This is a genomic window from Shewanella sp. M-Br, assembly GCF_036245925.1.
GTDB classification, from domain to species: domain Bacteria; phylum Pseudomonadota; class Gammaproteobacteria; order Enterobacterales; family Shewanellaceae; genus Shewanella; species Shewanella oncorhynchi.
On record NZ_BJBV01000011.1, the window covers coordinates 36,798 to 62,122 of the forward strand.

At 45.7% G+C, this 25,325-nt stretch carries 25 protein-coding genes; 6 read left to right on the plus strand and 19 right to left on the minus strand.

Features of this window, described 5'->3' with window-relative positions; genetic code table 11:
- Positions 1-195: 195 nt before the first annotated feature.
- A complete protein-coding gene (locus AAA952_RS10980) occupies positions 196-672 on the plus strand; it encodes a hypothetical protein (RefSeq protein ID WP_131523477.1) in 477 nt (158 codons plus the stop codon).
- A gap of 34 nt (positions 673-706) precedes the next feature.
- Here the strand turns inward: AAA952_RS10980 and AAA952_RS10985 are convergent, their stop codons facing one another.
- From AAA952_RS10985 to AAA952_RS11020, 8 genes are all read right to left on the minus strand, one after another.
- Positions 707-1,291, minus strand: a complete 585-nt coding sequence (locus AAA952_RS10985) for a DMP19 family protein (protein ID WP_263164294.1) — start codon at positions 1,289-1,291, stop codon at positions 707-709.
- Between the two features lie 119 nt (positions 1,292-1,410).
- A complete protein-coding gene (locus AAA952_RS10990) occupies positions 1,411-1,797 on the minus strand; it encodes a gamma-butyrobetaine hydroxylase-like domain-containing protein (protein ID WP_063883307.1) in 387 nt (128 codons plus the stop codon).
- Positions 1,798-1,991: 194 nt separating this feature from the next.
- Complete coding sequence (hslU, locus tag AAA952_RS10995; RefSeq protein ID WP_105251238.1) at positions 1,992-3,320, minus strand: HslU--HslV peptidase ATPase subunit; 1,329 nt, start codon at positions 3,318-3,320, stop codon at positions 1,992-1,994.
- Between the two features lie 19 nt (positions 3,321-3,339).
- On the minus strand, positions 3,340-3,864 hold the full coding sequence (gene hslV / locus AAA952_RS11000) for an ATP-dependent protease subunit HslV (RefSeq protein ID WP_006083300.1): 525 nt from the start codon (positions 3,862-3,864) through the stop codon (positions 3,340-3,342).
- A gap of 144 nt (positions 3,865-4,008) precedes the next feature.
- On the minus strand, positions 4,009-4,584 hold the full coding sequence (locus AAA952_RS11005) for a type II secretion system protein (protein ID WP_219234484.1): 576 nt from the start codon (positions 4,582-4,584) through the stop codon (positions 4,009-4,011).
- Positions 4,585-4,749: 165 nt separating this feature from the next.
- On the minus strand, positions 4,750-5,301 hold the full coding sequence (locus AAA952_RS11010; protein WP_338256989.1) for a dihydrofolate reductase family protein: 552 nt from the start codon (positions 5,299-5,301) through the stop codon (positions 4,750-4,752).
- 15 nt (positions 5,302-5,316) lie between these two features.
- On the minus strand, positions 5,317-5,592 hold the full coding sequence (locus tag AAA952_RS11015) for a hypothetical protein (protein WP_105251241.1): 276 nt from the start codon (positions 5,590-5,592) through the stop codon (positions 5,317-5,319).
- A 415-nt stretch (positions 5,593-6,007) separates the two neighbouring features.
- Complete coding sequence (locus AAA952_RS11020) at positions 6,008-6,610, minus strand: response regulator transcription factor (protein ID WP_105251242.1); 603 nt, start codon at positions 6,608-6,610, stop codon at positions 6,008-6,010.
- Between the two features lie 212 nt (positions 6,611-6,822).
- On the opposite strand from AAA952_RS11020, the gene AAA952_RS11025 reads away from it, so the two are divergent.
- Positions 6,823-8,634 carry a sensor histidine kinase gene (locus AAA952_RS11025; RefSeq protein ID WP_338256994.1) on the plus strand — a complete coding sequence of 604 codons (1,812 nt, stop codon included), beginning with the start codon at positions 6,823-6,825 and terminating at the stop codon, positions 8,632-8,634.
- 64 nt (positions 8,635-8,698) lie between these two features.
- On the opposite strand, the gene AAA952_RS11030 is transcribed toward AAA952_RS11025, so the two are convergent.
- The 3 genes from AAA952_RS11030 to AAA952_RS11040 all read right to left on the minus strand — a co-directional run bounded on the left by AAA952_RS11030 (position 8,699) and on the right by AAA952_RS11040 (position 11,269).
- Positions 8,699-9,025 carry a DUF7716 domain-containing protein gene (locus AAA952_RS11030; protein WP_263147989.1) on the minus strand — a complete coding sequence of 109 codons (327 nt, stop codon included), beginning with the start codon at positions 9,023-9,025 and terminating at the stop codon, positions 8,699-8,701.
- Between the two features lie 96 nt (positions 9,026-9,121).
- Positions 9,122-9,949: a hypothetical protein gene (locus AAA952_RS11035; protein ID WP_338256997.1), complete on the minus strand. Its 828-nt coding sequence runs from the start codon at positions 9,947-9,949 to the stop codon at positions 9,122-9,124.
- Between the two features lie 408 nt (positions 9,950-10,357).
- The gene (locus AAA952_RS11040; RefSeq protein WP_006087077.1) at positions 10,358-11,269 is read right to left on the minus strand and encodes a LysR family transcriptional regulator; all 912 of its coding nucleotides are present in this window, start codon (positions 11,267-11,269) and stop codon (positions 10,358-10,360) included.
- Positions 11,270-11,380: 111 nt separating this feature from the next.
- On the opposite strand from AAA952_RS11040, the gene AAA952_RS11045 reads away from it, so the two are divergent.
- From AAA952_RS11045 to AAA952_RS11055, 3 genes are read left to right on the plus strand one after another with little or no spacing between them, the layout of a single operon-like run.
- Complete coding sequence (locus AAA952_RS11045; RefSeq protein ID WP_338257001.1) at positions 11,381-12,517, plus strand: alkene reductase; 1,137 nt, start codon at positions 11,381-11,383, stop codon at positions 12,515-12,517.
- Complete coding sequence (locus AAA952_RS11050) at positions 12,517-13,155, plus strand: ester cyclase (RefSeq protein ID WP_338257003.1); 639 nt, start codon at positions 12,517-12,519, stop codon at positions 13,153-13,155. Before AAA952_RS11045 ends, AAA952_RS11050 begins: the two co-directional genes overlap by 1 nt.
- Positions 13,152-14,144, plus strand: coding sequence for a polysaccharide deacetylase family protein (locus AAA952_RS11055; RefSeq protein ID WP_006087074.1), 993 nt, complete (start codon positions 13,152-13,154; stop codon positions 14,142-14,144). The genes AAA952_RS11050 and AAA952_RS11055 overlap by 4 nt, the downstream gene beginning before the upstream one ends.
- 104 nt (positions 14,145-14,248) lie before the next feature.
- Here the strand turns inward: AAA952_RS11055 and AAA952_RS11060 are convergent, their stop codons facing one another.
- The 5 genes from AAA952_RS11060 to AAA952_RS11080 form a co-directional block, all read right to left on the minus strand.
- Entirely contained in the window at positions 14,249-15,409 is a 1,161-nt protein-coding gene (locus AAA952_RS11060) for a putative sulfate/molybdate transporter (protein ID WP_263167648.1), read from the minus strand.
- 314 nt (positions 15,410-15,723) lie between these two features.
- Positions 15,724-17,112 carry a tetrathionate reductase family octaheme c-type cytochrome gene (locus tag AAA952_RS11065; protein ID WP_338257007.1) on the minus strand — a complete coding sequence of 463 codons (1,389 nt, stop codon included), beginning with the start codon at positions 17,110-17,112 and terminating at the stop codon, positions 15,724-15,726.
- 55 nt (positions 17,113-17,167) lie between these two features.
- On the minus strand, positions 17,168-18,892 hold the full coding sequence (locus tag AAA952_RS11070) for a DUF3373 family protein (protein WP_338257009.1): 1,725 nt from the start codon (positions 18,890-18,892) through the stop codon (positions 17,168-17,170).
- Between the two features lie 190 nt (positions 18,893-19,082).
- A complete protein-coding gene (locus AAA952_RS11075; protein WP_105251249.1) occupies positions 19,083-19,412 on the minus strand; it encodes a c-type cytochrome in 330 nt (109 codons plus the stop codon).
- 481 nt (positions 19,413-19,893) lie between these two features.
- Positions 19,894-20,625 (minus strand): SDR family oxidoreductase, encoded by a 732-nt coding sequence (locus AAA952_RS11080; protein WP_263178689.1) that lies wholly within the window; start codon positions 20,623-20,625, stop codon positions 19,894-19,896.
- A gap of 191 nt (positions 20,626-20,816) precedes the next feature.
- Here AAA952_RS11080 and AAA952_RS11085 point away from each other — a divergent pair, with 191 nt between their 5' ends.
- The gene (locus AAA952_RS11085; protein WP_263142569.1) at positions 20,817-21,656 is read left to right on the plus strand and encodes a LysR family transcriptional regulator; all 840 of its coding nucleotides are present in this window, start codon (positions 20,817-20,819) and stop codon (positions 21,654-21,656) included.
- Between the two features lie 33 nt (positions 21,657-21,689).
- Here AAA952_RS11085 and AAA952_RS11090 read toward each other — a convergent pair whose 3' ends face one another.
- The 3 genes from AAA952_RS11090 to AAA952_RS11100 all read right to left on the minus strand — a co-directional run bounded on the left by AAA952_RS11090 (position 21,690) and on the right by AAA952_RS11100 (position 25,192).
- Entirely contained in the window at positions 21,690-22,466 is a 777-nt protein-coding gene (locus AAA952_RS11090) for a substrate-binding periplasmic protein (RefSeq protein ID WP_173247210.1), read from the minus strand.
- 232 nt (positions 22,467-22,698) lie between these two features.
- On the minus strand, positions 22,699-24,237 hold the full coding sequence (locus AAA952_RS11095) for a tetratricopeptide repeat protein (RefSeq protein WP_263178687.1): 1,539 nt from the start codon (positions 24,235-24,237) through the stop codon (positions 22,699-22,701).
- A gap of 118 nt (positions 24,238-24,355) precedes the next feature.
- A complete protein-coding gene (locus AAA952_RS11100; protein ID WP_105251254.1) occupies positions 24,356-25,192 on the minus strand; it encodes a mechanosensitive ion channel family protein in 837 nt (278 codons plus the stop codon).
- Positions 25,193-25,325 lie beyond the last annotated feature (133 nt).

A 25,325-nucleotide genomic window follows, 5' to 3' on the forward strand; every position in this document is an offset into this window, starting at 1 on the left:
GATCGCGGTGTTCGCGCTTACTTATGCTGCAAATGGCGTCATCGAGCGTTTAGGGATAACTTATTTTTAAATCAAAGTCGGCGAGTCACTGGCGTAATAGTCTTAATCGTTGGGTACATTGTTAAAAAAGTTATTATTTTATAGTATGTTACTCAATTTTAATGTGTCACTTAACGCAGCAGGAGCTTAGTTTGTATGCGGGAATATGATGGGATTGAAAAGCGTTATCAAAGACCTGATGCCGATTTAGCTAAAAGTTTGATGATTATCGAAAATTTATTGGGTTTTACGCCGCTAGAGGATAGGTTGGAATTTGATTTGTCTTTTTGGGCTGGCGGCTCAGGTGTATTCGATAAGTTGGCGGTTTCATGTTCTGTGACTCCCGAGCAAATGGAACTCGCGCAAGATAAGTTGAGACTCTATTCCCCAGAGGCGGCGATAGCGTTGGATGAATGGCGTGATGATTTTATTTGGTTAGTGGAGGATGAAGACGTTTGTACCGATGTGTTGGTTAGGTCGGCGCATTTTATTAATCAGAATAAAGCGCCATTTCAAGATGTTTGTCTTAAAACGCAATCCATTTATTTCGCTTACATGAGTGATGTGAATGGCTGGACTGCGGTATGGGGTCAGCAAGATAGGCTCAATTATGCTTATTTCTGCCAAGGATAGCCTTTATCTTTAAGTGATTACCGACAATCGCCAGTTAAGTGTTATTTACCAGTCCGTAATCAAGGGCGTAGCTTTCAAGCTTGGCATCGAGATCATCTAGATCTTTATAAAACTCGTCATCGAGCTTATCGAGTACGCTGTACAGGTCTTGGTTATCGGTTGCGGCTAAACGACGATCTCTGTCTATTGGTACTGGCTTTTCGCCAAACACGGCCTGTTTTGCTTGGTGCAATAAGTTTAACGAGTGGCTTGCTCCCATTTGGATAAGTCCACGCTCAGCGAAGGCGTAATGCTCACCTGAAGAGTTGTCGAAATATTGAATAAATCCACCATTATAGACTTCGCCAGATAAGCAGTTCACCGCATAGTAGTTTTGTTCCTCTGGTCTAAGCGTATAAAAACCTTGTTCTTTGTTATGTACCCTTACAACAAGATCTCGCCAAAAGGCTCGAAAGGGACAGGTTTTATCGAGTTCACGCTCTTGTTGGTAGTATTCCTTCGCACGCTCGAGATTTGCACGTATGCCATTTTTGCAGGGCATGCATAAACCCTCATTTTTCTCGGCGGTACTCGGAAGGATTAAGGTTTTACATTCTTGGCAGGGGATTTTTTCCGACATGGTCTTTCCTTTGATACTCAAGTCAGTAAGAGAAGTCACAGCTTCACAAGCTACCCATTGTTAAATTCTCTGTTTCTAGAGTTTACATCCCACAATTAAGCGTCTATTTACCTAACGTACTAGTTGTACTTTATATTCATCGCAATCAGCGGTTCGCGTGAGGCTTTTTCGGCGCGTAGGCGGGCGAGGTATTTTTCCCATAGATCCACTTGGTGGGTGGCGAGATCGTAGAGTACTTTCCACGAGAATAGGCCTGTGTCGTGGCCGTCATCGAAGACGATTTTCACTGCGTAATTACCGACGGGTTCTATGGCGCTGATGTTGACGTTTTTCTTGTGGGTGACCAGCTTTGGATTACCGTGACCATGCACTTCGGCCGAGGGCGAGTAGACTCTGAGCATCTCGCAGCTGAGCTGATATTGCTCACCATTATCGAAACTGATTTCTAGAATGCGCGATTTACGTTTCAGTTTAAGATCGGTGACATTGGGCGTTGCTGTGGTCATAGGTTGGCTACCAAGAAAATGCTAAGGATAGGATAACGACTCATTAAAATAACACCTGACTAATGTAACCACTCGCGGCCAAGGATACAAAGGGTAAGCGAGAGCCTTGGTCAGGCTTTTTCGTTTAAGTCACACTTTTGCAGTTGAGTCGTTCACCGCCAAGTCGTTTGAGCTTGGCGGTGAACGGTTTAGTACTAGAGGATAAAGCGGCTGAGATCTTCGTCTTGGACTAAGTTGTCTAAGTGGGCGCTGACATAGTCGGCGTCGATAACAAAGGCGGAGCCCGATTTTTCCGATGCCTCGTAGGAGATATCTTCCATCAGCCTTTCCATCACAGTGTGTAAACGACGGGCGCCGATGTTTTCGGTGCGCTCGTTCACTTGCCATGCGGCTTTCGCAATGCTGTCGATACCCGATTCGCTGAATTCAACTTTCACGCCTTCTGTGCCCATCAGCGCGATATATTGCTCGGTGAGCGAGGCGTGTGGCTCGGTTAGAATGCGTTTAAAATCATTGGCTGATAATGCATCTAACTCGACACGGATCGGTAAACGACCCTGTAATTCAGGAATTAAATCAGACGGTTTAGACATCTGGAATGCGCCAGAGGCGATAAACAGTATGTGGTCGGTTTTTACCATGCCGTGTTTTGTGGTAACAGTGCAGCCTTCGATGAGCGGCAGTAAGTCACGTTGCACGCCTTCACGGGAAACGTCGGGGCCTGAGGTTTCGCCGCGCTTACAGATTTTGTCGATTTCGTCGAGGAACACTATGCCGTGTTGCTCAACCATTTCAATGGCTTGTTCTTTTAAATCTTCTTGATTGACCAGTTTGGCGGCTTCTTCTTCGATCAATAGCTTAAAGGCTTCTTTGATCTTCATCTTGCGACGTTTTGCTGGTGCTTGGCCCATGTTTTTAAACAGACTTTGCAGCTGGTTGGTCATTTCTTCCATGCCTGGAGGCGACATGATTTCAACACCAATTTGCGGTTGGGCCACATCGATATCGATTTCTTTATCGTCTAATTGGCCTTCGCGTAGTTTTTTGCGGAAGACTTGACGGGTATTTGAGTTGGAATCGGTTTCAGTGCTTTCCCAGTCGTTTTTTGGCTTAGGCAACAGGGCATCCAGAATGCGCTCTTCGGCATTTTCTTCGGCGCGTTGGCGACATTTGCCCATTTGCTGCTCGCGGGTCAGCTTGATGGCGATATCGGTCAAGTCGCGGATGATTTGCTCGACTTCCTTACCGACATAACCCACTTCAGTGTATTTAGTGGCTTCGACCTTGATAAAAGGCGCGTTCGCCAGTTTGGCTAAACGGCGGGCAATTTCAGTTTTACCAACGCCCGTTGGGCCAATCATCAGAATATTTTTTGGGGTGACTTCTTGACGGAAATCCGCGTCAAGTTGCATCCGGCGCCAGCGGTTGCGCAGGGCGACAGCAACAGAACGTTTGGCCTTTTGTTGGCCAATAATGTGTGCATCCAGCTCGTGGACAATCTCACGGGGGGTCATTTCAGACATAATATTCCTCACGGGCTGTTTAGTAATTGAGTTCTTCAATCGTTTTGAATTGATTGGTGAATACGCAGATATCCGCAGCAATAGTCAGGGATTTTTCGGCGATTTCTAGGGCTGACAGCTCAGTATTTTGCAATAGTGCAAGGGCCGCCGCTTGGGCATAGTTGCCGCCTGAACCAATGGCGACTAAGTCGTGTTCTGGCTGAACGACATCACCATTACCTGTGATGATCAGCGAGGTTTCCGCATCGGCCACGACTAACAGGGCTTCGAGTTTACGCAGCATACGGTCGGTACGCCAATCTTTGGCGAGCTCAACGGCCGAGCGCAATAAATGGCCTTGGTGCATTTCGAGTTTTGCTTCGAAACGCTCGAATAGGGTGAAAGCATCGGCGGTGCCGCCTGCAAAACCTGCCAGTACCTTGTTGTGATATAAGCGACGCACTTTTTTGGCGTTACCTTTCATGACGGTATTGCCTAGGGAGACTTGGCCATCGCCGGCGATGACAACTTGATTATTACGGCGTACTGATACGATAGTGGTCACAATGAATCCTCTTCTGGCCCGCAGCAAAAGTTGCGGTGGATGATGGGATATATATGGGGATGGATGACAATAATTCAAGTAATCGCGGCAAATGCCAAAGGAGTTTGCGATCTTTCGCGCTCCTTTAGCAATAAAAATAAGCGCTTATTGGGAAAGGGTGGATCGACCTACAATAGTGCGGCCATCGAAGGGATAGTATTTAAGATCCCAGTTTTCACTGCCGAAGCTGCGATCGTCCGAGACATAATTGAAAATGCAGTAAGCATTGGGATCTTTTATGTCGACGGCACCATACCAGTAAACAATGTCGACATTGGGAACTGTGCGCCAAGAGTATTGATCGGCAATGACAAATTCATTATTAGCCAAAAGACCTTGCCATAACTGACCACAATAATCGCCCTGCAATTTAGCACCGGCATCAGCGGTTGCAGTCTCTATTCCCAGTGGAAATCCAGTGGTGGTCGAGTCGAGTTTTCCATCACCATAACAGGCGAGATCTTGGGTATAACCTGAGTGACCGCCCGCAAGCCAGCAACTGTGATAAAGCTTAACACCAGAGGTAAAGGCCGCAAATGTGGTTTTGGCTCTGGCATCGTGAGCATCTTGGCCTAGGTTTAAAAACCGTGGTGCTGCGACGACGGCCAAGATCCCAAGGATGATAATGACCACAACCAGCTCAATTAATGTAAAACCCTTCGATGACTGCAAACGACTCATATTGCTCACCTATTTGTTAGAGGACAATATTCTAACGGAACTTTGATTTGCAATCAGTAAGCCATTGATAATATTTAGTTGTTTAACATTGCTGTTACATGGTTATGCAGCAAGATGGTAAGCCATCACTTCACCCTTCAATACAATCAGCCGAATGTAAACGGCTTATAAAGCCATTTTGTCTATAACACGATAGCGGGTTTGTACGTAGCCATTGTCGTACTGCTGCGTGTGAATTGGCATTAATTGAATCGCTTGAGCTAAGTCGCCAAAGAGTGGAATACCTTTACCCAGTAAAGTGGGGATGCGAGTGAGCGTGAGTTCCTGAATTAGCCCTGCCGCTAAAAAGCCTTGGATTGTTTGGCCGCCATCGATATAGAGATGCTTAAAGCCACGGGTTTTGAGTTGCTCGCTAATGCTTGCTGCATCGCCATTTAGCACTTGCACGTGCTCACTTAACGCCGACGGTACTGTTACACCGCTGCGACTTAATACAAACACTGGGATATTCATATAGGGCCAATCACAATCGAAGGAGAGGACTTTTTCAAAACTTTTTCGTCCCATTACAATCGCATCGATAGTGTCGATAAAGGCATGATAACCAAAGTCTTCATCGGGATTAGTACTGGGGTGCTGATTTAAAAAGTCGATATCCCCATTGGGCGTTGCGATATAACCGTCGAGGGTCGCGGCAATAAAAACGGAGGCTTTCATTCATCTTCCTTAATGCTATTTTCGAGCGTGTTTCTCTAATGATTCTTTCAGTGCTTGTTGTTGAGCTAGGCAGTCTTGTTTTGCTTTGCCCGACATATCGTTACACGTTTGACCTTTATCTGGGCCTTCCAATATGGCCGCCGCAACATAAACTGCGGCGTCGGCTGCATTGCATTCTTGTTTGCTGTAGGGGGAATTTGTATCACATTTTGAATTAAGCGGCCCAACGCAGCCACTCATACTGGCCAAGACTAAGGTGCTAAAGCTGAGTAATATTAAAGGTTTGAACATTCGCTCTTCCATGATTCTTATTATTTGAGACGGTTGGTAAGTATATAACTGCTTTGCAGACGGAACTAGAATTGGATCGTTCCATTTCTACTCTAGTTATTATCTTGGAGGAAGGTATTCGCGGATGGAAGAAAAAAATCCCCGAGGGCATAGTTACCCTCGGGTGGAGGTTCAAAAAGCAGTGGATTTCTTGAGCGCCTGCGGGGCACAAAGGAAGGAACCTATGGCTTGATTGTGCGGGTTGATACGATATTTAACAAAGCCAAATGCGCAAACTGCGACAGCTTGTCGCAGGCTGGATGAAAACTGTGTAGTTACGGTATCTTGAATGGTCGGGGTAAAAAGGGTTTAACGGTTAAATCCTTATGCGTGGCGAGAAGGCTTAACGATTTTATAGTGACCACGGGTGATTGACTTATAAGACAGAATTCAGATTGCCTAAGTGTTGCACTAGCTCTGCCATATTGTTCACTTCGAGCTTTTTCATGATTTTTGCGCGGTGCACTTCAATCGTGCGCAGGGACAAAAACATCGCCTCCGAGATTTGCTTGTTAGTCATGCCTTGGATCACATGGGCTAACACTTGCTGTTCGCGCTCAGTCAGTTGGTCAAACTTATGCTGCAGACTTTGCTGCTCGAAGGCCGCTTGGCTTTCACGCTGCGCCTTTTCAATCGCTTGTACTAATGCCTTGCCGGACACTGGTTTTTGAAAAAAATCGCAGGCCCCCTTACGAAAGGCGCTTAACGCCATAGGTAAATCACCGTGGCCAGTGAGAAATATCACGCCTAGCGGGCTGTGGGTTTCCAGTAATTTTTGCTGCACTTCTTGGCCGGTGATTTCTGGCATTCGACTATCTAAAATCACGCAGCCCGCCTGTGATAATGCACAGTGCTCAAGGAAGTCGCGGCCGCTGTTGAAGGTTTGCACTTGATAGCCAAATTGTCCGAGCATAAAGCCCAGTGAATCCAGAATCGCTTCATCGTCATCGACTAGATAGAGTGGCAATTTTATCGACATGGTGTTCCTTGTAGGGCGGTAAGCATGCTATCAGCTTAAGCTGGGTGCAGAGTGGGCTCAATTTTAAGCCTAGGTCTTGGGAGATACATCACTAAATTAGCCGATTCCCTCTGGGCATAAACCAGAGTTTGGCGGCATTTCACAGCTTGATTTTTATCTGCGAGCTAAAGTCGTTCCATGACAATGGCATATAAGAGTGGGTAATAGAGGCGATGACGATTGACTCTTGGTGTAAAGCGATATTGATGGGATTCTTGCTGAGTGTTATTGGGCTTAATCCGTCCTATGCCAACGAAGCGACAGAATTGAACCATTTTAGAGTCGGAGTGCTGGCAAATCATGGCGTGTTACAGGCCAAGCAGCGTTGGCAACCCATGATGGATTACCTCAGTGAGCAAGTGCCTAATAGTCATTTTGAAGTCGTGCCTGTGGATTTTAATGGCATGCGTAGTCAGTTACTTGAGCATGATTTGCAGTTTATCGTCACTAACCCTGGGCAATATCTACATCTAAGTAACAATTTCCCGCTGTCTTGGCTTGCGACAATGAAGAGCCGTAAGCATCAAGGCAGCACTTTTACCATAGGCGCGACCATTATTGTCCGCGCCGACAGCCCTATCCGTACCTTGCAGGATTTGCGCGGGCGCAATGTGGTCGCCAGTGATCCGCAGGCTTTGGGAGGGTATCAAGCGGCCATGGGGTTACTGCATAAAATGGGGTTTTTACCCGAACAGTTTTTTGGGCAAGTGCGCTTCCTCGGTTTCCCGTTAGAACCGCTTATCTATCAAGTCAGAGACGGCAGTGCCGACGCCGCAATAGCGCCTTTTTGTACCTTAGAGGAAATGATCGCAACGGGTCTTGTTAATCAGGGTGATTATCGGGTTATCCATCCTGCCACGCCTGCAGGATATGATTGCGAGGTGAGCACTCAGTTATACCCAAACTGGTCATTCGCTGCGGCGGATACGGTTTCTCCTAAGTTGACGATGGCGATTACCCGTGCCTTATTCGATTTACCCGCCGATCATATTGCAGCAATTACCGCCGATACCTTGGGCTGGACTGCACCCGTGAGTCAGTTGAAAGTGATTGAGTTATTTAAGGAGTTGCAACTGCAAGGTGCATCGCCGCCACTCTATCAAACCGTATATAAATGGATGGCAAAAAATAAAGAGTGGGGCGGCGCACTGTTGTTAATTTTCATTATTTCCACCATTTATCACCTGTGGCTTGAATATAAATTTCGCCAGAAAAGTGAGTTTTTAGTCAGCACTGAGCGCCAATTAAAGGACAAGGCATTGCAGCTTGAGCGGCTGCAAAGTGCGGCAATTCTGGGGGAAATTGGCGCGGGTCTTGCGCACGAACTCAATCAACCCATAGCGGCGATTACCCAATACAGCGAAGGCGCCATGCTGCAATTGGAAAGGCTTGGGCAAGATAATCCGGAACTCTATGATGTACTCGGTAAAATTAATGCGCAGTCGATTCGCGCTGGAGCGGTTGTGCATCGTATTCGCGGTTTACTCAAGCGGCGTCAGGCCAAGGCCGAACCTTTAGATATAGTGCCAGTGGTGAAAGAAGCTTTAGCTCTGTTGCGGCGCGAGCTAGACCGCGCCAATGTGCAAGTGAATGTGCGAGTGCAGGGTGAGCCCTTTGAACTGATGGGCGATAGCGTTGGTTTAAGCCAAATGTGGGTCAATTTAGTAAAAAATAGCTTAGATGCGTTAGAAACCTGCGGCGATAATCGTGTGCGTCAATTATGGATCGATATCTATTATCATCCAAATGAAATCAAAGTGTTAGTTATTGATAATGGCGAAGGGCTACAGGGGCAGGCGAGTGAGTTGATGGCATCTTTTGCCTCAACCAAAGATGCGGGATTAGGGCTTGGCTTAGCCATCTGTAAGGATGTGGTCACCCGCCATCACGGCAGCATTCAAATCGAAAACTGTCAGCAATCCACGCAAGCTTTACTGCCTTGGCAACAGGGCTGTGTGGTGACAGTCGTGCTTCCCAAGGGATAGGGTTATACACTTATGAGTAACCCTTAATGTGCGCATTAGCGGAGCATCCGACAGCTTTTATTGGTTAGCGGTTAATATTAATAAAAGCATCATTTTCATAATAATATTTTGCTGCACTAATTAATTCATTTAGCCTAGCTTCAGAATTTTGTTGCAGCAAATTACTCTTAATACTTTGCAAATCTGACACACTTAAGAAGCTTTTATAACCAATAGATGTTGGGTAAATTGGTTCATCATCACTACCACGATCTTCTTCAGTGTCATCGTCAAGTACAAGACATAATATCGAGTCATTAATTTCTTTATTAGAAGGTATATATACATCCCACTTCCAATCTAAAGATTCAATTTTATCCAACATGTTCTTGAGAGTTAATTCTAAACGCATTACGCACCTTTTGTGATACAGCGAGTCATTCCCGCGCCTTATTTGCGGTTAGTTTTGGGATGGAAAAGCCTTCGCTTGATCTCTGATCCACTTCATTCATAACTGTAGATATTTACCAAAATATTCATCGACAGTTTTATGGCAGTATTTATCTTCACCTCGCCAATACTCAGCGAACACCCAGTCATTTTTGCCTTTAGAAGGGCGATCGTAGTTCCTTGGTCGTAACACTCCAATACTGGCTAAAATTTCTATTAATACCTGCCTTTCTGCTTTACTGGACTTTACGACCTTAGCCAATCTTTTTTCAAGGGCACTGGGATAATCAGTAGGTTCCGAACTTTCGATAGTGCTTAATATTTCTTTGAAACAATTTAAGTCTTCATCAGTTGGGTCAGGGATATCCGTATTTATAAATTGGTTTAAGTCAAAATATGTATATAAAATATCGCCATGACGGACACCACCCCATTTGATACGCTCGAAATTCAATACGTTTATATCTGTGTTGTTATAGTTGTGACTGCCCCTTATCCCGTATTTGCTGTCTCGGCATACACCGCAGGTGTAGGAGTGTGAAGTTGGTTTTCCGTCGGAATATGAAGTGCCGGATATAACGGGTGTATATTTATGCTCTGGGATATTTTTGGCAATTGAATAGGATGATAAAGAAGATCTTAAGTCTAAGCGGCGAGTTGTCAGGCTACTTAAAAAACCTTTAGCAATTTGTGCTCTGGATATTGTTTTTACTACTTTTGCAATGGTATCTATGCAGTCATCATGAGAAATCGAAATCGGATCAAACATCAATCCTTGTGACTTTGCGTACTCAAAATCTCCATCAGATAAAAGTCTATCTTTTGAGTCTATCCATCCATTTTTCCAGTAGGTGGAGAATAATATTTTCTTCGCTTTCTTATCCATATTCGAATTAATGCTTTCACTTAACGTCTGAGTATTAATGTGTAGCGTTGTTTGCGAGACATAAATCACTTGTTCGACTTGGCTGCTACGACGATGTTAATTGGTGTGAATGATGCTATAGGAATTTGTTTTGACAGGGTAGTGGTTTTTATACAACTTTGGTGGTAATTGCTTGATATCGTTTTAGCTTTATCATTACGTTTGCATTATTAGTGACGTTGATTTCGAGTGTTCTGGCCTTACATTTTGGTTGACACAGGTACTACATCATCTCAACGACATTAAACCTATAAGGCATATTTACTTTTAGTTTTCTATCATCTAGCAACGACTTGATGGTGGTTATTTTCTTCACATGACCACTTGTTTATCGTGGTTTTCTATTCGGATACTTTGGACGTTTGCAATTTAGGGCAGTGGATAGTTTTGGGCGAACTGACCAAGCTTTTCTACTAAAAACTCTATGGTGCGACGGATCTTATGGCTGGGATAATCGGTTTGTAGGTATACCAATTGCAGTGGGATCGGCGGGGCTATTTTATCGGCTAGCACTAAGTGGAGTCTGCCTTCGGTCACATCTTGCGCCACATCGAGCCAACTCTTATAGGCAATTCCACGACCTGAGAGTGCCCAGTCGCGGATCACTGCGCCATCGTTACAGAAACGTTGGCCCCTGACTTCGATTTCAACGGGTGCGCCGTTATGACTTAACTTCCATTTCTGCCACGGCTCACCGCCGCGATTTAAGATCAGTACTGCGTGTTGGCTAAGTTCATTTAGCGTGCTTGGTGTGCCGTGTTGTGCCAGATAAGCGGGTGAGGCGACCAGTACCCTTGGGGTCATGGCGAGCTGACGCCTTTTAAGGTTTGAGTCGTCAAGCTGACCATAGCGCAAAGCCAAATGGATATTTTGGTCGATTAAGTCTGTCATATGATCGCCAAAATACAGCTGCACTGTCAGTTCTGGGGCGCTGTCCATCAATTCATCGAGCCAAGCACGGATCTGGCTGCGACCAATATCCGAAGGTAACGCGAGGCGTACTTCGCCCTTAAGCTCACCCCTGTGTTCTGCTAAATTGGCGCTGGCAGTTTCGAGAATCGCCAGTGCGGGTTTCGCCGAATCGAGAAAGATCCGCCCTTCTTCTGTGAGCTGTAAGCGCCGCGTCGAGCGAGCAAATAGCTGACATCCTAGCTTTTTCTCTAATCTTTGCAGCGCGGCACTTGCCGCTGCCGGCGTCATGCCTATTTCTTTACTGGCTGCCGAGAGACTCTCTAAGGCTGCGATACGCAGCGCTAATTGCAGATCGTTTAAATGATACATATCAAATTATTTTTGAAAATGATTTTAATAATAGCCTGATTATCAATATAGATTAACTAATGCACAATTGCACCACTGATGTTTCATCTTAATTTCTGGTTCGGAGTGTGTATGAGTCTATTCATGTCTTATAAATTAGCGTCACTGGCATTAAACAATCGCATTGTGATGGCCCCTATGACTCGGGCGCGTACTACGCAGCCAGGCAATATTCCGAATGATCTGATGGCGCAATATTATGCCCAGCGCGCCTCGGCGGGGTTAATCATCACAGAAGCGACACAAATCTCCGATGACAGCCAAGGTTATTCATTTACGCCGGGCGTGTATACCGCTGAGCAAATTGAGGGCTGGAAAAAAGTCACAGCGGCAGTGCATCAGGCTGGTGGTAAAATCTTCAATCAAATTTGGCATGTTGGCCGTGTATCGCACCCGATTTTTCAGCAGGGTAATGCCCCGATTGCGCCATCAGCTATTGCGCCCGTTGGCACTAAAGTATGGATTGTGGATGAAGCGCATCCTGAAGGGCAAATGGTGGATTGCTCAGAACCTAGGGCTATGGTGCAAGCCGATATCGACCGCGTTGTGGCCGATTTTGCACAGGCGGGAGTGAATGCGGTTGCGGCAGGTTTTGATGGCATCGAAATTCACGGCGGCAATGGTTATCTGATTGACCAGTTTTTACGCACCAATTCAAACCACAGAACTGATGCCTACGGCGGTTCTCAGGAAAATCGCATTCGTTTTTTACTCGAAATTGTCCAAGCCGTGAGTGCGAAAATTGGTGCCGATAAAGTCGGGGTTCGCCTCGCCCCTTACGTGACGTTTAAAGATATGGCGTGTCCTGAAATTGTAGACACTATTCTGTTAGCGGCTAAGCATTTATCGGCATTGGGCGTGGCATATTTACATCTTTCAGAGGCGGATTGGGATGATGCGCCGCAGGTGCCAGAGTCCTTTAGAGTCGAGTTGCGCAAAGTCTTTAAGGGCAGCATTATTGTTGCGGGTCGCTATGATGTGGCGCGTGCCAATGAAGTGATTGATAACGGTTATGCTGACTTAGTTGCCTTCGGTCGACCTTTTATTGCGAATCCTGATTTGCCTTACCGTTTAATGCATCAATTGCCTTTATCTGCATTCGACAAAGGGCCCTTGTTTGGCGGTAGTGCGGCGGGTTATACCGATTATCCTACACACAACGAAGCATTGAGAGCCGTCATCCGATCCGCTGACGATGAGGTGGCATAATGGATCGGGTTAACACTTTGTATGTTCAACGCTTACCCGCTTGGCTCAGCTTAAGTCTATGGTTTTCAGGCTTTATAGGTATCGCTATTGTGGGTTTTAGCTTAGCAAGTCTGAGCATGGATGCGTTAGCCGCTCAAGGGGCAACAACACAGGATAGTGCTAAAGTGCGAGCGGCGTTAGTGCCAAAAGTAGCGGCAATGGAAACGATTTCTGATGAATCACCGCAGGCACAAGCTATCGCCCGCGCCACTTTGTTATATGCCAGTTTTTGGCACACGGGCGATGCAAGTTTTGCCCACGGCGCATTGGCGACTGGTTTTATCGACCGTACTCTGCCCGCTGGCCGCGCACAGGGAATCACGGGGTCACTCGAAGCCTCAAAGGCATTTAGGGCGGCGGTCCCCGATCTCTCTGTTTCAGTTGAGCATTTGCTAATAGTTGGCGATCGTGCAGTGGTACGTCTGCGTTTTAATGGCCGCTTTACTGGTGTCTTTGGTGAGCAAAAAGGCCAAGGGCAGAAAATCGATTTTCGTGCTGTTGACATGTATCGAGTACGGGATGGTTTCATCACAGATAACTGGCACCTCGAAGATTATCAAACGCTATTTTCTCAATTAGCTGCAGGGACTCAATCATGAATCAACGTCGACGATTTTTAATGGCAGGTGGCGCCATCGCTGCTGGGTTCGGCCTAAGCCAAACGGCGCTTGCTATTGGTTTACCATCATTAGATACCTTAGAAAATGACTCCAAAAGTTCAGGTGGCAGTGGGATGAACAAAATATTTTGGCCAAGTGGTGAGCAGTTAGTGATTTCAATCTCAATGCAGTTTGAAGCAGGTGCTCAAGATAAAAATGCCGAAGGGCCGTTTCCGCCGATGGAAAAGGGCTACCCAGATACCATCACCCCGACTTGGTACGATTACGGTATGAACGAAGGCATTCCAAGGCTGCTGCGCTTGTGGCGTAAGCACAATATCAAGGTGACTTCTCACATGGTTGGGCGCGCCGCCGAGCTACATCCTCAACTTGCCAAACAAGTTGCAGATGAGGGGCATGAGATTTCGGGTCACGGACAAACGTGGACGCCACAATACAGCATGTCGCCAGCAGAGGAACGCGCCTCCTATGTGGCGAGTATTGAGACGCTGCAAAGGATCACAGGTCAGCGCCCCTTAGGTTTTAATGCCTTTTGGATGCGCCACAGCACTCAAACCCTCAATATTTTGCAGGACTTAGGTTTTATTTATCATATCGATGACCTATCGCGGGACGAGCCTTCAATTATCCCTGTAGGAAATAAGCCTTTTGCGGTTGTGCCTTACACTTTACGTAACAATGATATCGGACGTTTTGGTGGCAACACAGCTATGACGGCCGCGGCCTTTTTACAGGAACTAAAGGATGAGTTCGATATGCTCTATCAAGAAGGTTCGACGCAGCGACGGATGATGTCGATCAGTGTGCACGACCGTATTGGTGGCGCTCCTGGACTTGTGACCGCTTTAGATAAGTTTATTCAGTACGCTAAAGGTCACACTAACGTAGGCTTTATGCGTAAAGATGCCATTGCTAAATGGGCGCTGGCGCAAAAGGACACACCGACCAATCCTGCAAGAACATTTTAGCCTGCTGTAGCTTTGTTAGAAGAGGTTTGAATGGTTAACAAAAAGCGCGTTGTATAACGCGCTTTTTGTTTTTGGGAACCCTTATTACAGCAAGTCGGAAGTGATTAACGCATGGCCAGCATGGCCCAAGTGCGGCGACCTTGCTCCAGAATTATCCCCACGGCAAGTCCCGCAGCGGCGTTGATAGCGAGGCAAGTCACAGCGGTTGATAAAATCACAAAGATACAGAAGGGCTTACCATCGATTAAGCGTTTCGACCATGCTAATTGTAGCCCCGCAGTGGTCAGTAAACTGCCGAGGATTGCCATAGGAATAAGGCTTAATAGCCAAGCGATATTAGTACCCCAGCACAGGGCTATCATTAAGCACGTACTGCCAAAAATTAACGGCGCCAGATAAGTGCGGGCGCCAAAATGGTATTGCACCGCGAGTCCGCCCGCACCGTGGCACATGGCCGAGGCACCAAAGGGCGCGAGCAATAAGTTGGCAAGACCTGAGCTAATGGCGAAGTTTTTGGGCGTGAGTTTGGCGGCATCTTCAGGGAATTTCTCCTGCGCCATTACAGATGTAGCAATCACTGCATTGGTTAAGGTGAGAGCCAGTTGTGGCAAAACCAACAAAACGGCGGCAGAGGTCCATTCAACTGATGTCGGCCACGCTAATTGAAATGGCGCTGTCATTGCTTGAATATCAAAGTTAGTGGCTAAATTAGTTTGTGTACTTGCTTGCCAAATCATCCCCGCTGCTATGACTAAGGGCATGGCAAGGTAGCGCAGCGGCAAAAATTTACTGATAAATAACAGTACAAATGCCCCCACGCCAACCAGCCAAAATTCACTCATCATCTTAGTGCCCATCCACATCAGTTGCAGACCTATGGCGAGTTGAATGCCAACACTCACAGCTTGTGATAACTGTTTGGCTAACCAAGTGATGGCGCCGCTAAAGGCGAGAATTAACAGGATAATGCCCATTAACATGGCGCTTGCCTGCAACATGCCTGGGGTTAAGCCCTGAGCGATCACCAGTGCAGCGATGACTTTCATCGGTTGTACCGGAATCGGGCGACGGTAAAACAGCGCGCTGAGAATAGCGAATAGACCAAACCCCAAAAATATCCCTTGGGGCGAAAATTGATTGAGGGCAATTAGCCCTAGCACTAAAGGTAAAAAAGTGCCTAAGTCGGCAAAAGCGCCACTGGTTTCACCGAGTAAACGGTTGAATGAAGGATTAGATACTGTTTGGGAAATTTTGCCCGAGGTCATACTGATTGCCGTAATTGAACACGCTATGACTACGCAAAATAAATGCCATAAAAATCAGATGATTTGGGGGGTAAACAGAGTCAAACTACCGTATTGAGTCACTCAATGAGACAAACTGGGGCAAGGCCGAAGAATGGCTGAGTCTAATTGTCTTTTTGGGTGAGAGTAACAAGATAATAAAAAAAGAGATCTTAGTAAAAACTAAGATCTCAAAGGGTATTACTGGGAACTCGATTTGGTTAATCAGCTGTGTTCACTTCGATGCCTTACTAAAAGTAAGATATCTGTGATGCTCAAATCAGTGAACGATTTAATCAAGGCTGTTTGTGTTTTGGCCCTTGTTTACTTTTCATCGGGTCACCTTGATAACCTAGGGCTTGCCAATCGAGTCTTGTGCCTTTGTTATGGCAGTCGTTACAATTTAATGCTTGCTCCTTTGGTGACACCATATGGTTTATCCGCCACCACATTTCAGTGGCTGCAAAGTCATATTCACCACTGTATTTGATACCTTTCTCAAGCATAGTCGTGTTCGCTTCCATTCCTAGTTTTGCCGCTAAGTTCCAATCAAACTCGCTCCAGAATCCCCCTTTGCCATAGGTTTTCGGTGTGATAAAAATATTGAGTTTTTTATCGTAAATCTGTTTACCCGTGTGCACCTTGAAAGGATAGATTTTTGCTTTGACATCATTTATGTCGCCAATGGGATAGGTCAATTTAGTGACTGTACTCGGATCCATTTTATCACCAGCCATATAAGCATTGGCTGTGCCGTTGTACCAAGCGTATTGGGGCTTGACCATTTTTTCCCAAACAAAATCTCCTTTTTTCTTTTGGTAGGTATGCTTACCGTATTGGTCGAGTGCTTCTTTTTTATCATCTCCAGCCGTTGACCAGTCCCAGCGCATTTTTGTCGGTTCGTTTTTAGCAAAATACGGAATATGACAGGTTTGACAGGCAACTGCCGCTGTATGAGTATTGAGTTTTTTGTTCGCGTGCGGCGCTGATTCGTGGCAGTTTTCACAGCCAATATGGTCGACACCACCGGGTGAAACCCCCATAGCATTACCTGAGATCATGTGTTTCTCAGTGGTGTGGCAGTTCTGACATTGAAAGTCATTACCGTCGCTATCCATATGCACATCCGTCGCTTTGTCTGGATAAGACATGGATGAGTCTAAGTCCCCATGTTTTACCGCGTCACCACCGCCACCATAGAAGTGGCAACTACCGCAGTTATCCCGTACAGGTTCGCCAACGTTTTGAGCTATTTTAGTCAGATCGAGCTTTGCCATAGGTTCACCTGCGCCAGCGGGATCTTTAACATAAGTTCCTGTAGTGTCGTGACAAACTAGGCAGTCGACTTTGGTTTTATCTTTAAAGTCAAAGTTACTGTCTTTCCAACCATAACCCGCGTGACAACTGGTACAGCGGGGTTCATTGCTGGAAATGGCAACGCAGAAGTTATTAATGCTGTTTTTCTTACCTCTTACGACTGTCCTATCGGGAAGTTTTTGTTCTAACTCCCAAGTCCAATGGGAGGTTTTCATCACGTCAGTCGCTTGATTTTCATGGCAGACTAAACATTGTGTGGTCACCTGTGAGCCTGTGGTAAACGGGCCTTTAAGTGCCTCTTTATGGGGATTAGCGGCGTAGGCATTTAATGTCATGCCCGCTAAGGCAATGAGGATGAGCTTATTCATTTTGTACTCCCGCCCTCGATGTAACCGAGGGCTGATCGTTGTTATCAATGACGGATTAGAAGTTGATGGTGAGTGAGGCGTTGACATCAAACGCGGTATCAACCACTGGCAACATGGAATAAGCAGAGCCAGCTAGCACATCGTCGATTTTTTGTGGAGCACCCACAGGTGTACCGCTGCCTGTGTACTCGTAGTCGTAATAGAGGCCAGCAAGTTTGATAAACATTTTGGGGTTAATATCAAAGATGTAATAGGCTTCTGCTACATGTCCTCGGGTAGCTAACTTACTACCAATAGGGTCATCCTGTGCCTGGGTAAAAGGCGTCCAATATTCGGAGCCATAGTTATATTCCAGACCCAATTTGCCGTATGGAGCTGGAATTTGTACGCCGACATAAATACCATAACCGTCTTTGGTTTCGGTATCGTCACTGGTTTTAGGCACCATAATAATCTCAGTGCCGGTGCTGTTTAGCTCGGCTTCAAATATGGCATCGGATAACATGCCGCCAAACATGCCAGCATTGCCATTAGGCTCGGCGCGTGTCCAGCCTAGTGAGGCAAACCATTTGATATCGTTAGCTTCTTCACGCGCAAAGCCAATACCGCCGAGGTACATATCACCAATTACGCCGCTAGGTTGCACTCGGGTGACAAAGTTAAAGTTGTCGAACTTTTGCATATCTTGGTACATGGTGGGGGCAAAAATCCCTGCCAGTTGGGTAGGGAAGGCCATGGTGCCTTTAAAGCCGTCGTTCACGTCTTTGGCGCCAAACAGGGTGAACTGGAGGAAGTTGGTGCCATCGTTGATCGCATCGATATTAAAGCCACCAAGGTGAGTATCCTTGGTGACAATATCACCAAACATCTCGCCATTTCCCCATTGTGATTCAAAGCCTTGGCCGTAACAGAAACGGACGACTTGGCCTTCGATACCTGTGATTTCGCCTAGGTTGTAGCCTAAGGTGGCGCCATCGAAGTTGAAGTTGACTAAATGTCCTGAAGGTGTGCCGCCACGCATTTCATTCTCGCGGTAGTGACTGGGTGGACCATAGGTGGAAGGGCGACGACCTATGGAAAGATAAAACTCTGATCCATTAATGTTTTTCCAATCGAAATAGGCGCGTTCAACCCGCAACCAGTCACCACTGGTATTGCCGCTACTGGTACCATCCATAGTGAAAGACCGCCAAGAATCAAATACTTGAACTCCGGTAGAATCACCCCAGTTTTTATACATACTGAGGCGGCCAGCAAAACTGACGTTATCCCATACCTTAGCTTTCAGATTTAACCGCAGGCGAGTGGTGTAAAAAATATCGTTATCTATGTCCTGTACACTTTTGGGCGCGAGCACATAGGGCATCACGCCCTGTAACATGCCATTTTGGAAGGCTGCAGCAAGGTCTGGATTAGCTTGCATCATTTTCCCTAGTGGGGAGTTGAGATCGTTGGGCATACCGAAAGCGCCGGACATGGCTTTGGCACCAAAGTCGTTGAAATTGACTTTGATGGCAGGATTCCAGACAACATCGCGGTAATGTAGTGAATGAGCTTTAGTGCGGAAATCACCTGTAATTTCAAGGCGGTCTAACGATGTGTGCCGCTCGGTTTTGTCGACGCGATTATTGAGATCATCCAATTGCTCGGTAATATCGGCAAGCTTCTGTTTTAACTCGGTAATTTTTTGATTTTCCTGTTGCACATCATTAGGTGTAGCAAAAGATTGGCCTGACATAAACAAGGCATTGGCAACGAGGATTGAGATAAGAGTACGCATAAGGTTTCTCCCAGAGTTGTTCTGTTGGCATGATTGCGCTAAGTGCATTTCGCCAAATTTACCCAATAGGAGTCCCTGAGGTGTGTTCCCCATTTTTCTCGAATTGGGTTTTTAATTTTTAATTCAATGTTTTAGTGAGCAGTTGCAGGGGGCTCTCTACCATTGTCTTAGGCCATAACGTTGGCAGAGATCAACCGCAGGTTTGGGGTTGGTCCGAGTCGGCGGCGTGGTCATACAAAAATTGCTGTATATCCTTGAGGTCTTGCTCCGAGAGGCCATTGAATACCTCTGGTTTGAATTTGTGCTTATCTTTATCAAAGAAGCGATCCCACTGGCTCATCGTTTTGGCCATTGGCGTGAGTTCACCACCTTCACCGCCTTGGCTATGGCAGGCTTTGCATTCTTTTTTGTACAAATGTTTACCTTTCTTTGGATTACCTCCCTCTGCGGCATACGCATTAATACTCAAGCTGCCGATCACTGCCATGGCAATTGCTATCTTAGTTGACGTTTTCATCATCTCATTCCTTACTTTTTGTGATCATTTACATTTATTTGTTGGTTAAGTGTTTTTATTGATTCCACTTTGTAAATTAATTTATCAAATCCTACGGTGTGTAAATTTGAGGTATATCACTTTCATTAAAAAAATCTAATTGATAAAAAGTTCATTGATAAAAATCTAATTGATGATGTTATAGAGCGGTATGATTATTTTTTTCTTATTTAAAAACAATCAACTAGTCTACGTGCTAAATTAGCTCTGATAACTTTGAGTTTCGAGTTTTGCGCCTAAAGCACAAAAAATGGACTGTGATTAAGCTAACACTTTGTAAAATATGCACTCACTAAAGTAGTGATGTTGAAACTTAGCAGCTGTTTGGCAGGCATTATTGGGAAGTAAATAATGCCAGAGTTGACTCTGGCATTATTGATTTTGGGGATAGGTTTGGTTGTCTTTCGAAGCAAGATAACTTAGATAAAAGTAGACTCAGAACGGATTAAGGTTGCTGGCGAGTTGGTGCTAGAACGATTTCGCGTACGCACACATTTTGCGGTTGTTGCCATGCAAACAGTGCAGCAGCGGCGACGTTTTCAGGGGCGATAACGCCGCCCATTTCTTCTTTCCAGTCATGGTAACCCGCTTTAATGTCATCGCTGGTGGTATGGCTCAACAACTCGGTTTCTACTGCGCCGGGGGCGATAGTGATAAGGCGTACGTCATCCATGGCGACTTCTTCACGAATGTTTTCTGTTAAGGCGTGCACGGCAAATTTAGTGGCGCAGTAAGCGGCGTGGTTTGGAAAGGTTTTACGCCCCGCCACAGAGCTGACATTAATGATAGTGCCAGTTTTGCGAGCTTTCATGTCGGCTAATACCGCATGAATACCATTAAGCACGCCCATCACATTGATATTGAGCATGCGGCTCCATTCCTTGGGATCTTGCACATCGATTTGGCCCAGTAGCATGATTCCCGCGTTATTGATAAGACAGCCGACCGGGCCAAATTGCGCTTCTGCTTGGGTTATGGCTGTTTTAATAGCTGCGCCGTCGGTGACATCGACGCTGATAGAAAGGCTGTTTGGTAATTCAAGCGCTTGCATTGCTTCAACTCGGCGTGCCAGTAATAGCAGCGGATGGCCTGCAGCGCTAAAGCTTTTAGCCATAGCGGCGCCAATACCCGATGAAGCGCCTGTGATGACAACCAGTGATTTAGTAACTTGATTCATTAGTATTTCCTATTAATTGGAGCCAATGTAAGCCGTAAACAAACTGTTGTTCGGCGTCTTGAACTTGTTGACCAGTATAGGCTGGGGATTTTCAGTCGAAAAATACTTATTCCAGCTGGATATGATAGGCTCAGCCTATGGCACTATTGTTGAAATTTGTGCTGAACTCGTCGGTTGTCGGAGAAGATTAAATGGTCGATTTGCGTTTGCTGCGTTTCTTTATCGCAATTTTTGAAGAGAACAATATTACCTCGGCGGCTAACCGTTGCTTTGTGAGCCAGCCTTCACTGTCTGCTGGGTTAAAGCAACTCGAAGAAGAGCTTGGTGGTCAGTTATTTGAGCGCAGCAAAAAAGGCGTTAAACCCTTGGACAGCGCGCACTATCTATACCCTTTGGCGGTTAAATTAGTCGAGGAGGCGAGTAAGTTACCAAGCTTGTTTATGGCGAAGGCAAGCCGGCAAAAGCTACGTTTGGCTGTGATGCCAGATTTAAGCCAGCGGCGTTTGGCAGGATTTTTACAACAGGTGAATCAAGCCATTGATAAGCTAGATCTTGAACTGGTGGACTATCAAAGCCCTGCAGATTGCCGTTTAAGCATCGACAGCTTGCGCCATGAAGATGAGGTATTTTTTCCGCTGTGGGAGGAGGATTATGTGCTCTGCGTCCCCAAGGATCATACCCTCGCCCAAGTAGATAACCTACGCCCCGAGCAGCTCAATGGCTTTGACTTTATTGAGTGCCCACCCTGTGAAGCCCATCAGCAAACGATAGGTTTATTGGCGTGCAGCAATATGTCGCTTAATTTGGTCGCTAAGGCTGAGTCAAAATCTCTAGTGATGTCGCTAGTGTTAGCCGGATTTGGCGTGAGTTTTTTACCCGATGGTTTGATTGAAGATGAGCCTAGGCTCAAGCAAGTGAAATTTGATGGTCCGAGAATGTTCCGTCGTATTGGTTTGTGTTATCCCTCCCATCAGGCAGTTGCGCCAACATTGGCGACCTTGTTACGGCATTTAGCCGCTCGATCGAATTAATTCCAAGTTAGTTTTGGGTTATCAGCATTCAGATTAGTGAGTCGCTAAGGGCGATTCAGTGAGATTAAGTGGAGGCTCGACGCCGTAGGATTTAAATAGTTGAGTAATTTCACCTGAGGTACGCATGTCGTCGACTATCTGGTGAACTTGCTTGGCATATTGATGCTGCGGCGACATGAGCGGAATACTGAAATAGCGGCCATTTTTGCTGATATCTACGTATGCCATCTGCTTAAGCTGGGGATCTTTAGCAAAAAATTGCATCTCATGCTGTTCGGAGGTGATGGCTAAATCGATACGCTCAGCCTTCAACATATTGATTAACTGACCGTTATCATTAACAAAAGACACTTTTAGTTGGTTTTGATTGTCATTGAACTGCGGACAGTAAAAAGCGCCTCTAAGTGCGCCAATGATATGAGGTTTTAGTTCATCGAAATGTTTGACTTCAAGTTGTCTATTCGCAAGGGCAAAGTAATAGACGTAGCGCTTGTCGTATCCCAGTAGCATAGGGTCTAGAAAATCGTTGCGCTCTGGTGTCATCGAATGGACAGGGATTAGGTCGACTTGTCCCATTTCTGCCACTTTAATTGTGCGTGCCCAAGGCACATTACTCCAATTTATCTTGTGACCTAGGCGGGCGATGACTTCATTGATGACAGCTGCACCTGGGCCTTTGCACTCACCATTTTCGACATAAATAACAGGATGCCTATCGCGGCAGTGTGCTTGCCAGACAACGGCAGAGGTTTCTGCCCTTGCTTGGGGCAGAAATAAGCATGAAATGACAATGATCAGTATCAGCCTCATACATCTTGCCTATTAAAATGGTCAGTTTTAATTATCGGGCTGGACAGTTAATTCGACTAGGTTTTATTTTTGAGTCGTGTAGCTGCGCAGGTTTGGTCAATAATTGATTGTAGTGCTTATACATCCACTGTGCTTTTTAAGTAATTAAAAATTCACTCTATTTTGTAACCAAACGGTTTGGTCTGTTAAATCTGACCAAACCTTTTCTGGGGCTCATTCGCTGCTAGGAAACTTACCTATCCGACTCAAGATAGGGCGTTAATTGGGTTTCAATAGCCTCAATTTGAGTTTCGGCGTAGGCAAGTTCGGATTCGGTTAAACATGATTTTGCGGTGTTTTGATGGAGTCGTTGAGCGCTATTCATCCCGTATTTACCAAAATGACGTAGCAATAAACTAGACCAAATAAACATTTGTATAGGTTTATTTAATTGTTCTGCGCCGTAAATATTGACCAGTTCCCGCATAGCAATTTCATGACCTAGCTCTGCCGATTTGACGTACCAAGCTTCTGCCGCTTGTAGAGCCTCTTGAGTGGGTTTTTCATCACTTAAAAATGATTCAGCCTTATAGAAATAAAAATATTGTTGTTGCTCAGCGGGGATTGGATGCTGATGCAAGAAACTGTCACGTAGACGCTCAGCCTCTCTTATCTCTAAGGTACCTAGTTGCTGACTGAATCTGGCTAATTCTTTTAGATGATCGGCTCTATTGCTCATGGCCGCGAGCTGGTAATACATTAACGCTTTAATCGGTTGGCGACTCACGCCTAAACCTTGCTCATAAATCTTGCCTAAGCCTAGCAGTGCGTCTTCATTCCACTTAAGTGCGAATTCTTCAAAGTCAATTTTAGCCTGTTGGTAATCACTCTCATTTTGTGGCGCTTTCAGTAAAAGATGAGCAAATTCAATCTTAGCGAAGTCATTACCTCTAGCGACAGATTGGCTTAACCAATGGCGCGCCTTGTCATAGTCGACAGCCAAATCTTCACCGTAGAGGAAACGTTTACCAAGATAATACTGGCGGAAATCATCGTCTGCGGCGCGCTCGCTAAGTAATGCCTCTGCACGCGCTAAATCTTTAGGTCCACCTTGGCCAGCAGCAAGCATATGTCCTAGATCATCTTTTGCTAATTCATCACCAGCGGCGGCGGATTTCTCAAAGTATTCCCGTGCTTTGATATAGTCCGAAGTGACGCGCTCATCATGCCAGTAGAGTGTGGCTAAATGGTAATAGGCTCTTTGGTTTTCTTGTGCGGCGGCTTTTTCGAACCAGTAAATTGCTTGGCTAGCATCGGGATCGAGAAAGGGCTGGCTTAGATACAAGTAAGCAAGCTCATATTGAAACTCGGCTTGCCCCGCTTCGGCATTAGGTTTGAGCTGTTCTGCCTGTGCGATTAACTCATCGAGTGTTTGCGACTCAGAAGAGAGCAAATTAGGTAGTGTGAGCATGGGTAAATATTGAGGCTCTATTTCCGCGGCTTTTTTATACCAATCGTTAGATGCTTTGGGATCGGCGGGAACTTGTGGGAATCGACCGGAATAAAGTTCGGCCATAGCAATGGCGGCAACGGCTAAGCCTTTATCGACTGCCTGCTGAATATAATCTAGGCCAGAGTTGACTTCGCCTTGGTTAATCAGTGTTAAGCCATGATTGAGTAGCGCAGTAGGATCACCTGCGGCAAGTGCTTTAGCTTGCACTTGTTTTTTTTGATATTTAGCGAAAAAAATAAACAGTACAATAAAAGCAATAATTATGAGTATCAACAACATAGTAGTCCATCACTATCGATATTTGGGAGTATAGTAAACGTAAATTTTTACAAGAATGCAAGTTTACAATTTGGGCTAGGCTGATCGACTAAGCCTACCAATCCCATGGGTATTAGCGTTATTTATCTTGCAGATGGATCTCCCTAATGGGGCAGGCAATCTCGATTCCCGCCTGCTTAAGGGTGTTATAAAGAGCGAGGTTCACCTTATATTTATGCTGAAAATAGCTTTGTGTGGGCACCCAGTAACGAACCCCCATTTCAATTCCATTAGCATTAAAACCATTGATGCCAATATTAGGTGTGGTCTCTTGATAAACATAGGGATTATTGCTCAATAACTCAGTAATCACACTAATGGCTCGTTCGGGATCTGTGTTGTAACTGAGATTGAACTGGGTTTCGACTAGCTTATTGCTGAAGGAGTTGTGCAGAATTTCGCCGACGATATGCTTATTAGGAATGCTGATTTGCTCACCTTCCTCATTGGTCAGTATGGTCATGCCTAAGTGGATACGTTTAACAACGCCGCTTTCCCCTTTAATTTCAATAGTATTGCCTACCACAAAAGGGCGGGTGACGATAATAGTCACGCCTGCGGCATAGTTCGCTAGCATACCTTGTAAGGCTAAACCTGCGCCGAGGGAGGCGGCACCAATTGCTGCAACCATAGGGGTAATACTGATGCCGATTTTGCCGAGGGCGATAATCCCGACCATGACTATGATCAGAATGCGGATAAGATTGCTGACAAAATTGCTTAGGGTGATATCGATATTGTGTTTGTCGAATTGCTTAGCGACTAAGCGTGATACTTTACTGGCTACCCATAAACCTAACAAAAAGATCAGCAAAGCACCTACGAGTTGAAAGCTGTAGGTGACTAGAAACTCGGTGATGAGTTGATAAACGCCTTGTAGTTGCTGCAATTCTTGATCGAGTCCAGGTGTTATCATTATGATATCCTTGTAATAAAATTAACTGTGCGATTATAGCGTAGAAATTTCACCAAATACTTTTCGCCCTTCATGTGTGAAGCGTATCATGTAATCGTGGTTGGTTTAATGAGTCGATAGGGGGAGTCAGGTA

Excerpts from the sequence above, each read along its gene's own strand:
- AAA952_RS10980 (WP_131523477.1), top strand. The coding sequence starts at position 196 with ATGCGGGAATATGATGGGATTGAAAAGCGTTATCAAAGACCTGATGCC.
- AAA952_RS10985 (WP_263164294.1), bottom strand. The coding sequence starts at position 1,291 with ATGTCGGAAAAAATCCCCTGCCAAGAATGTAAAACCTTAATCCTTCCG.
- AAA952_RS10990 (WP_063883307.1), bottom strand. The coding sequence starts at position 1,797 with ATGACCACAGCAACGCCCAATGTCACCGATCTTAAACTGAAACGTAAA.
- hslU (WP_105251238.1), bottom strand. The coding sequence starts at position 3,320 with ATGTCTGAAATGACCCCCCGTGAGATTGTCCACGAGCTGGATGCACAC.
- AAA952_RS11005 (WP_219234484.1), bottom strand. The coding sequence starts at position 4,584 with ATGAGTCGTTTGCAGTCATCGAAGGGTTTTACATTAATTGAGCTGGTT.
- AAA952_RS11010 (WP_338256989.1), bottom strand. The coding sequence starts at position 5,301 with ATGAAAGCCTCCGTTTTTATTGCCGCGACCCTCGACGGTTATATCGCA.
- AAA952_RS11015 (WP_105251241.1), bottom strand. The coding sequence starts at position 5,592 with ATGTTCAAACCTTTAATATTACTCAGCTTTAGCACCTTAGTCTTGGCC.
- AAA952_RS11020 (WP_105251242.1), bottom strand. The coding sequence starts at position 6,610 with ATGTCGATAAAATTGCCACTCTATCTAGTCGATGACGATGAAGCGATT.
- AAA952_RS11025 (WP_338256994.1), top strand. The coding sequence starts at position 6,823 with ATGACGATTGACTCTTGGTGTAAAGCGATATTGATGGGATTCTTGCTG.
- AAA952_RS11030 (WP_263147989.1), bottom strand. The coding sequence starts at position 9,025 with ATGCGTTTAGAATTAACTCTCAAGAACATGTTGGATAAAATTGAATCT.
- AAA952_RS11035 (WP_338256997.1), bottom strand. The coding sequence starts at position 9,949 with ATGGATAAGAAAGCGAAGAAAATATTATTCTCCACCTACTGGAAAAAT.
- AAA952_RS11040 (WP_006087077.1), bottom strand. The coding sequence starts at position 11,269 with ATGTATCATTTAAACGATCTGCAATTAGCGCTGCGTATCGCAGCCTTA.
- AAA952_RS11045 (WP_338257001.1), top strand. The coding sequence starts at position 11,381 with ATGAGTCTATTCATGTCTTATAAATTAGCGTCACTGGCATTAAACAAT.
- AAA952_RS11050 (WP_338257003.1), top strand. The coding sequence starts at position 12,517 with ATGGATCGGGTTAACACTTTGTATGTTCAACGCTTACCCGCTTGGCTC.
- AAA952_RS11055 (WP_006087074.1), top strand. The coding sequence starts at position 13,152 with ATGAATCAACGTCGACGATTTTTAATGGCAGGTGGCGCCATCGCTGCT.
- AAA952_RS11060 (WP_263167648.1), bottom strand. The coding sequence starts at position 15,409 with ATGACCTCGGGCAAAATTTCCCAAACAGTATCTAATCCTTCATTCAAC.
- AAA952_RS11065 (WP_338257007.1), bottom strand. The coding sequence starts at position 17,112 with ATGAATAAGCTCATCCTCATTGCCTTAGCGGGCATGACATTAAATGCC.
- AAA952_RS11070 (WP_338257009.1), bottom strand. The coding sequence starts at position 18,892 with ATGCGTACTCTTATCTCAATCCTCGTTGCCAATGCCTTGTTTATGTCA.
- AAA952_RS11075 (WP_105251249.1), bottom strand. The coding sequence starts at position 19,412 with ATGATGAAAACGTCAACTAAGATAGCAATTGCCATGGCAGTGATCGGC.
- AAA952_RS11080 (WP_263178689.1), bottom strand. The coding sequence starts at position 20,625 with ATGAATCAAGTTACTAAATCACTGGTTGTCATCACAGGCGCTTCATCG.
- AAA952_RS11085 (WP_263142569.1), top strand. The coding sequence starts at position 20,817 with ATGGTCGATTTGCGTTTGCTGCGTTTCTTTATCGCAATTTTTGAAGAG.
- AAA952_RS11090 (WP_173247210.1), bottom strand. The coding sequence starts at position 22,466 with ATGAGGCTGATACTGATCATTGTCATTTCATGCTTATTTCTGCCCCAA.
- AAA952_RS11095 (WP_263178687.1), bottom strand. The coding sequence starts at position 24,237 with ATGTTGTTGATACTCATAATTATTGCTTTTATTGTACTGTTTATTTTT.
- AAA952_RS11100 (WP_105251254.1), bottom strand. The coding sequence starts at position 25,192 with ATGATAACACCTGGACTCGATCAAGAATTGCAGCAACTACAAGGCGTT.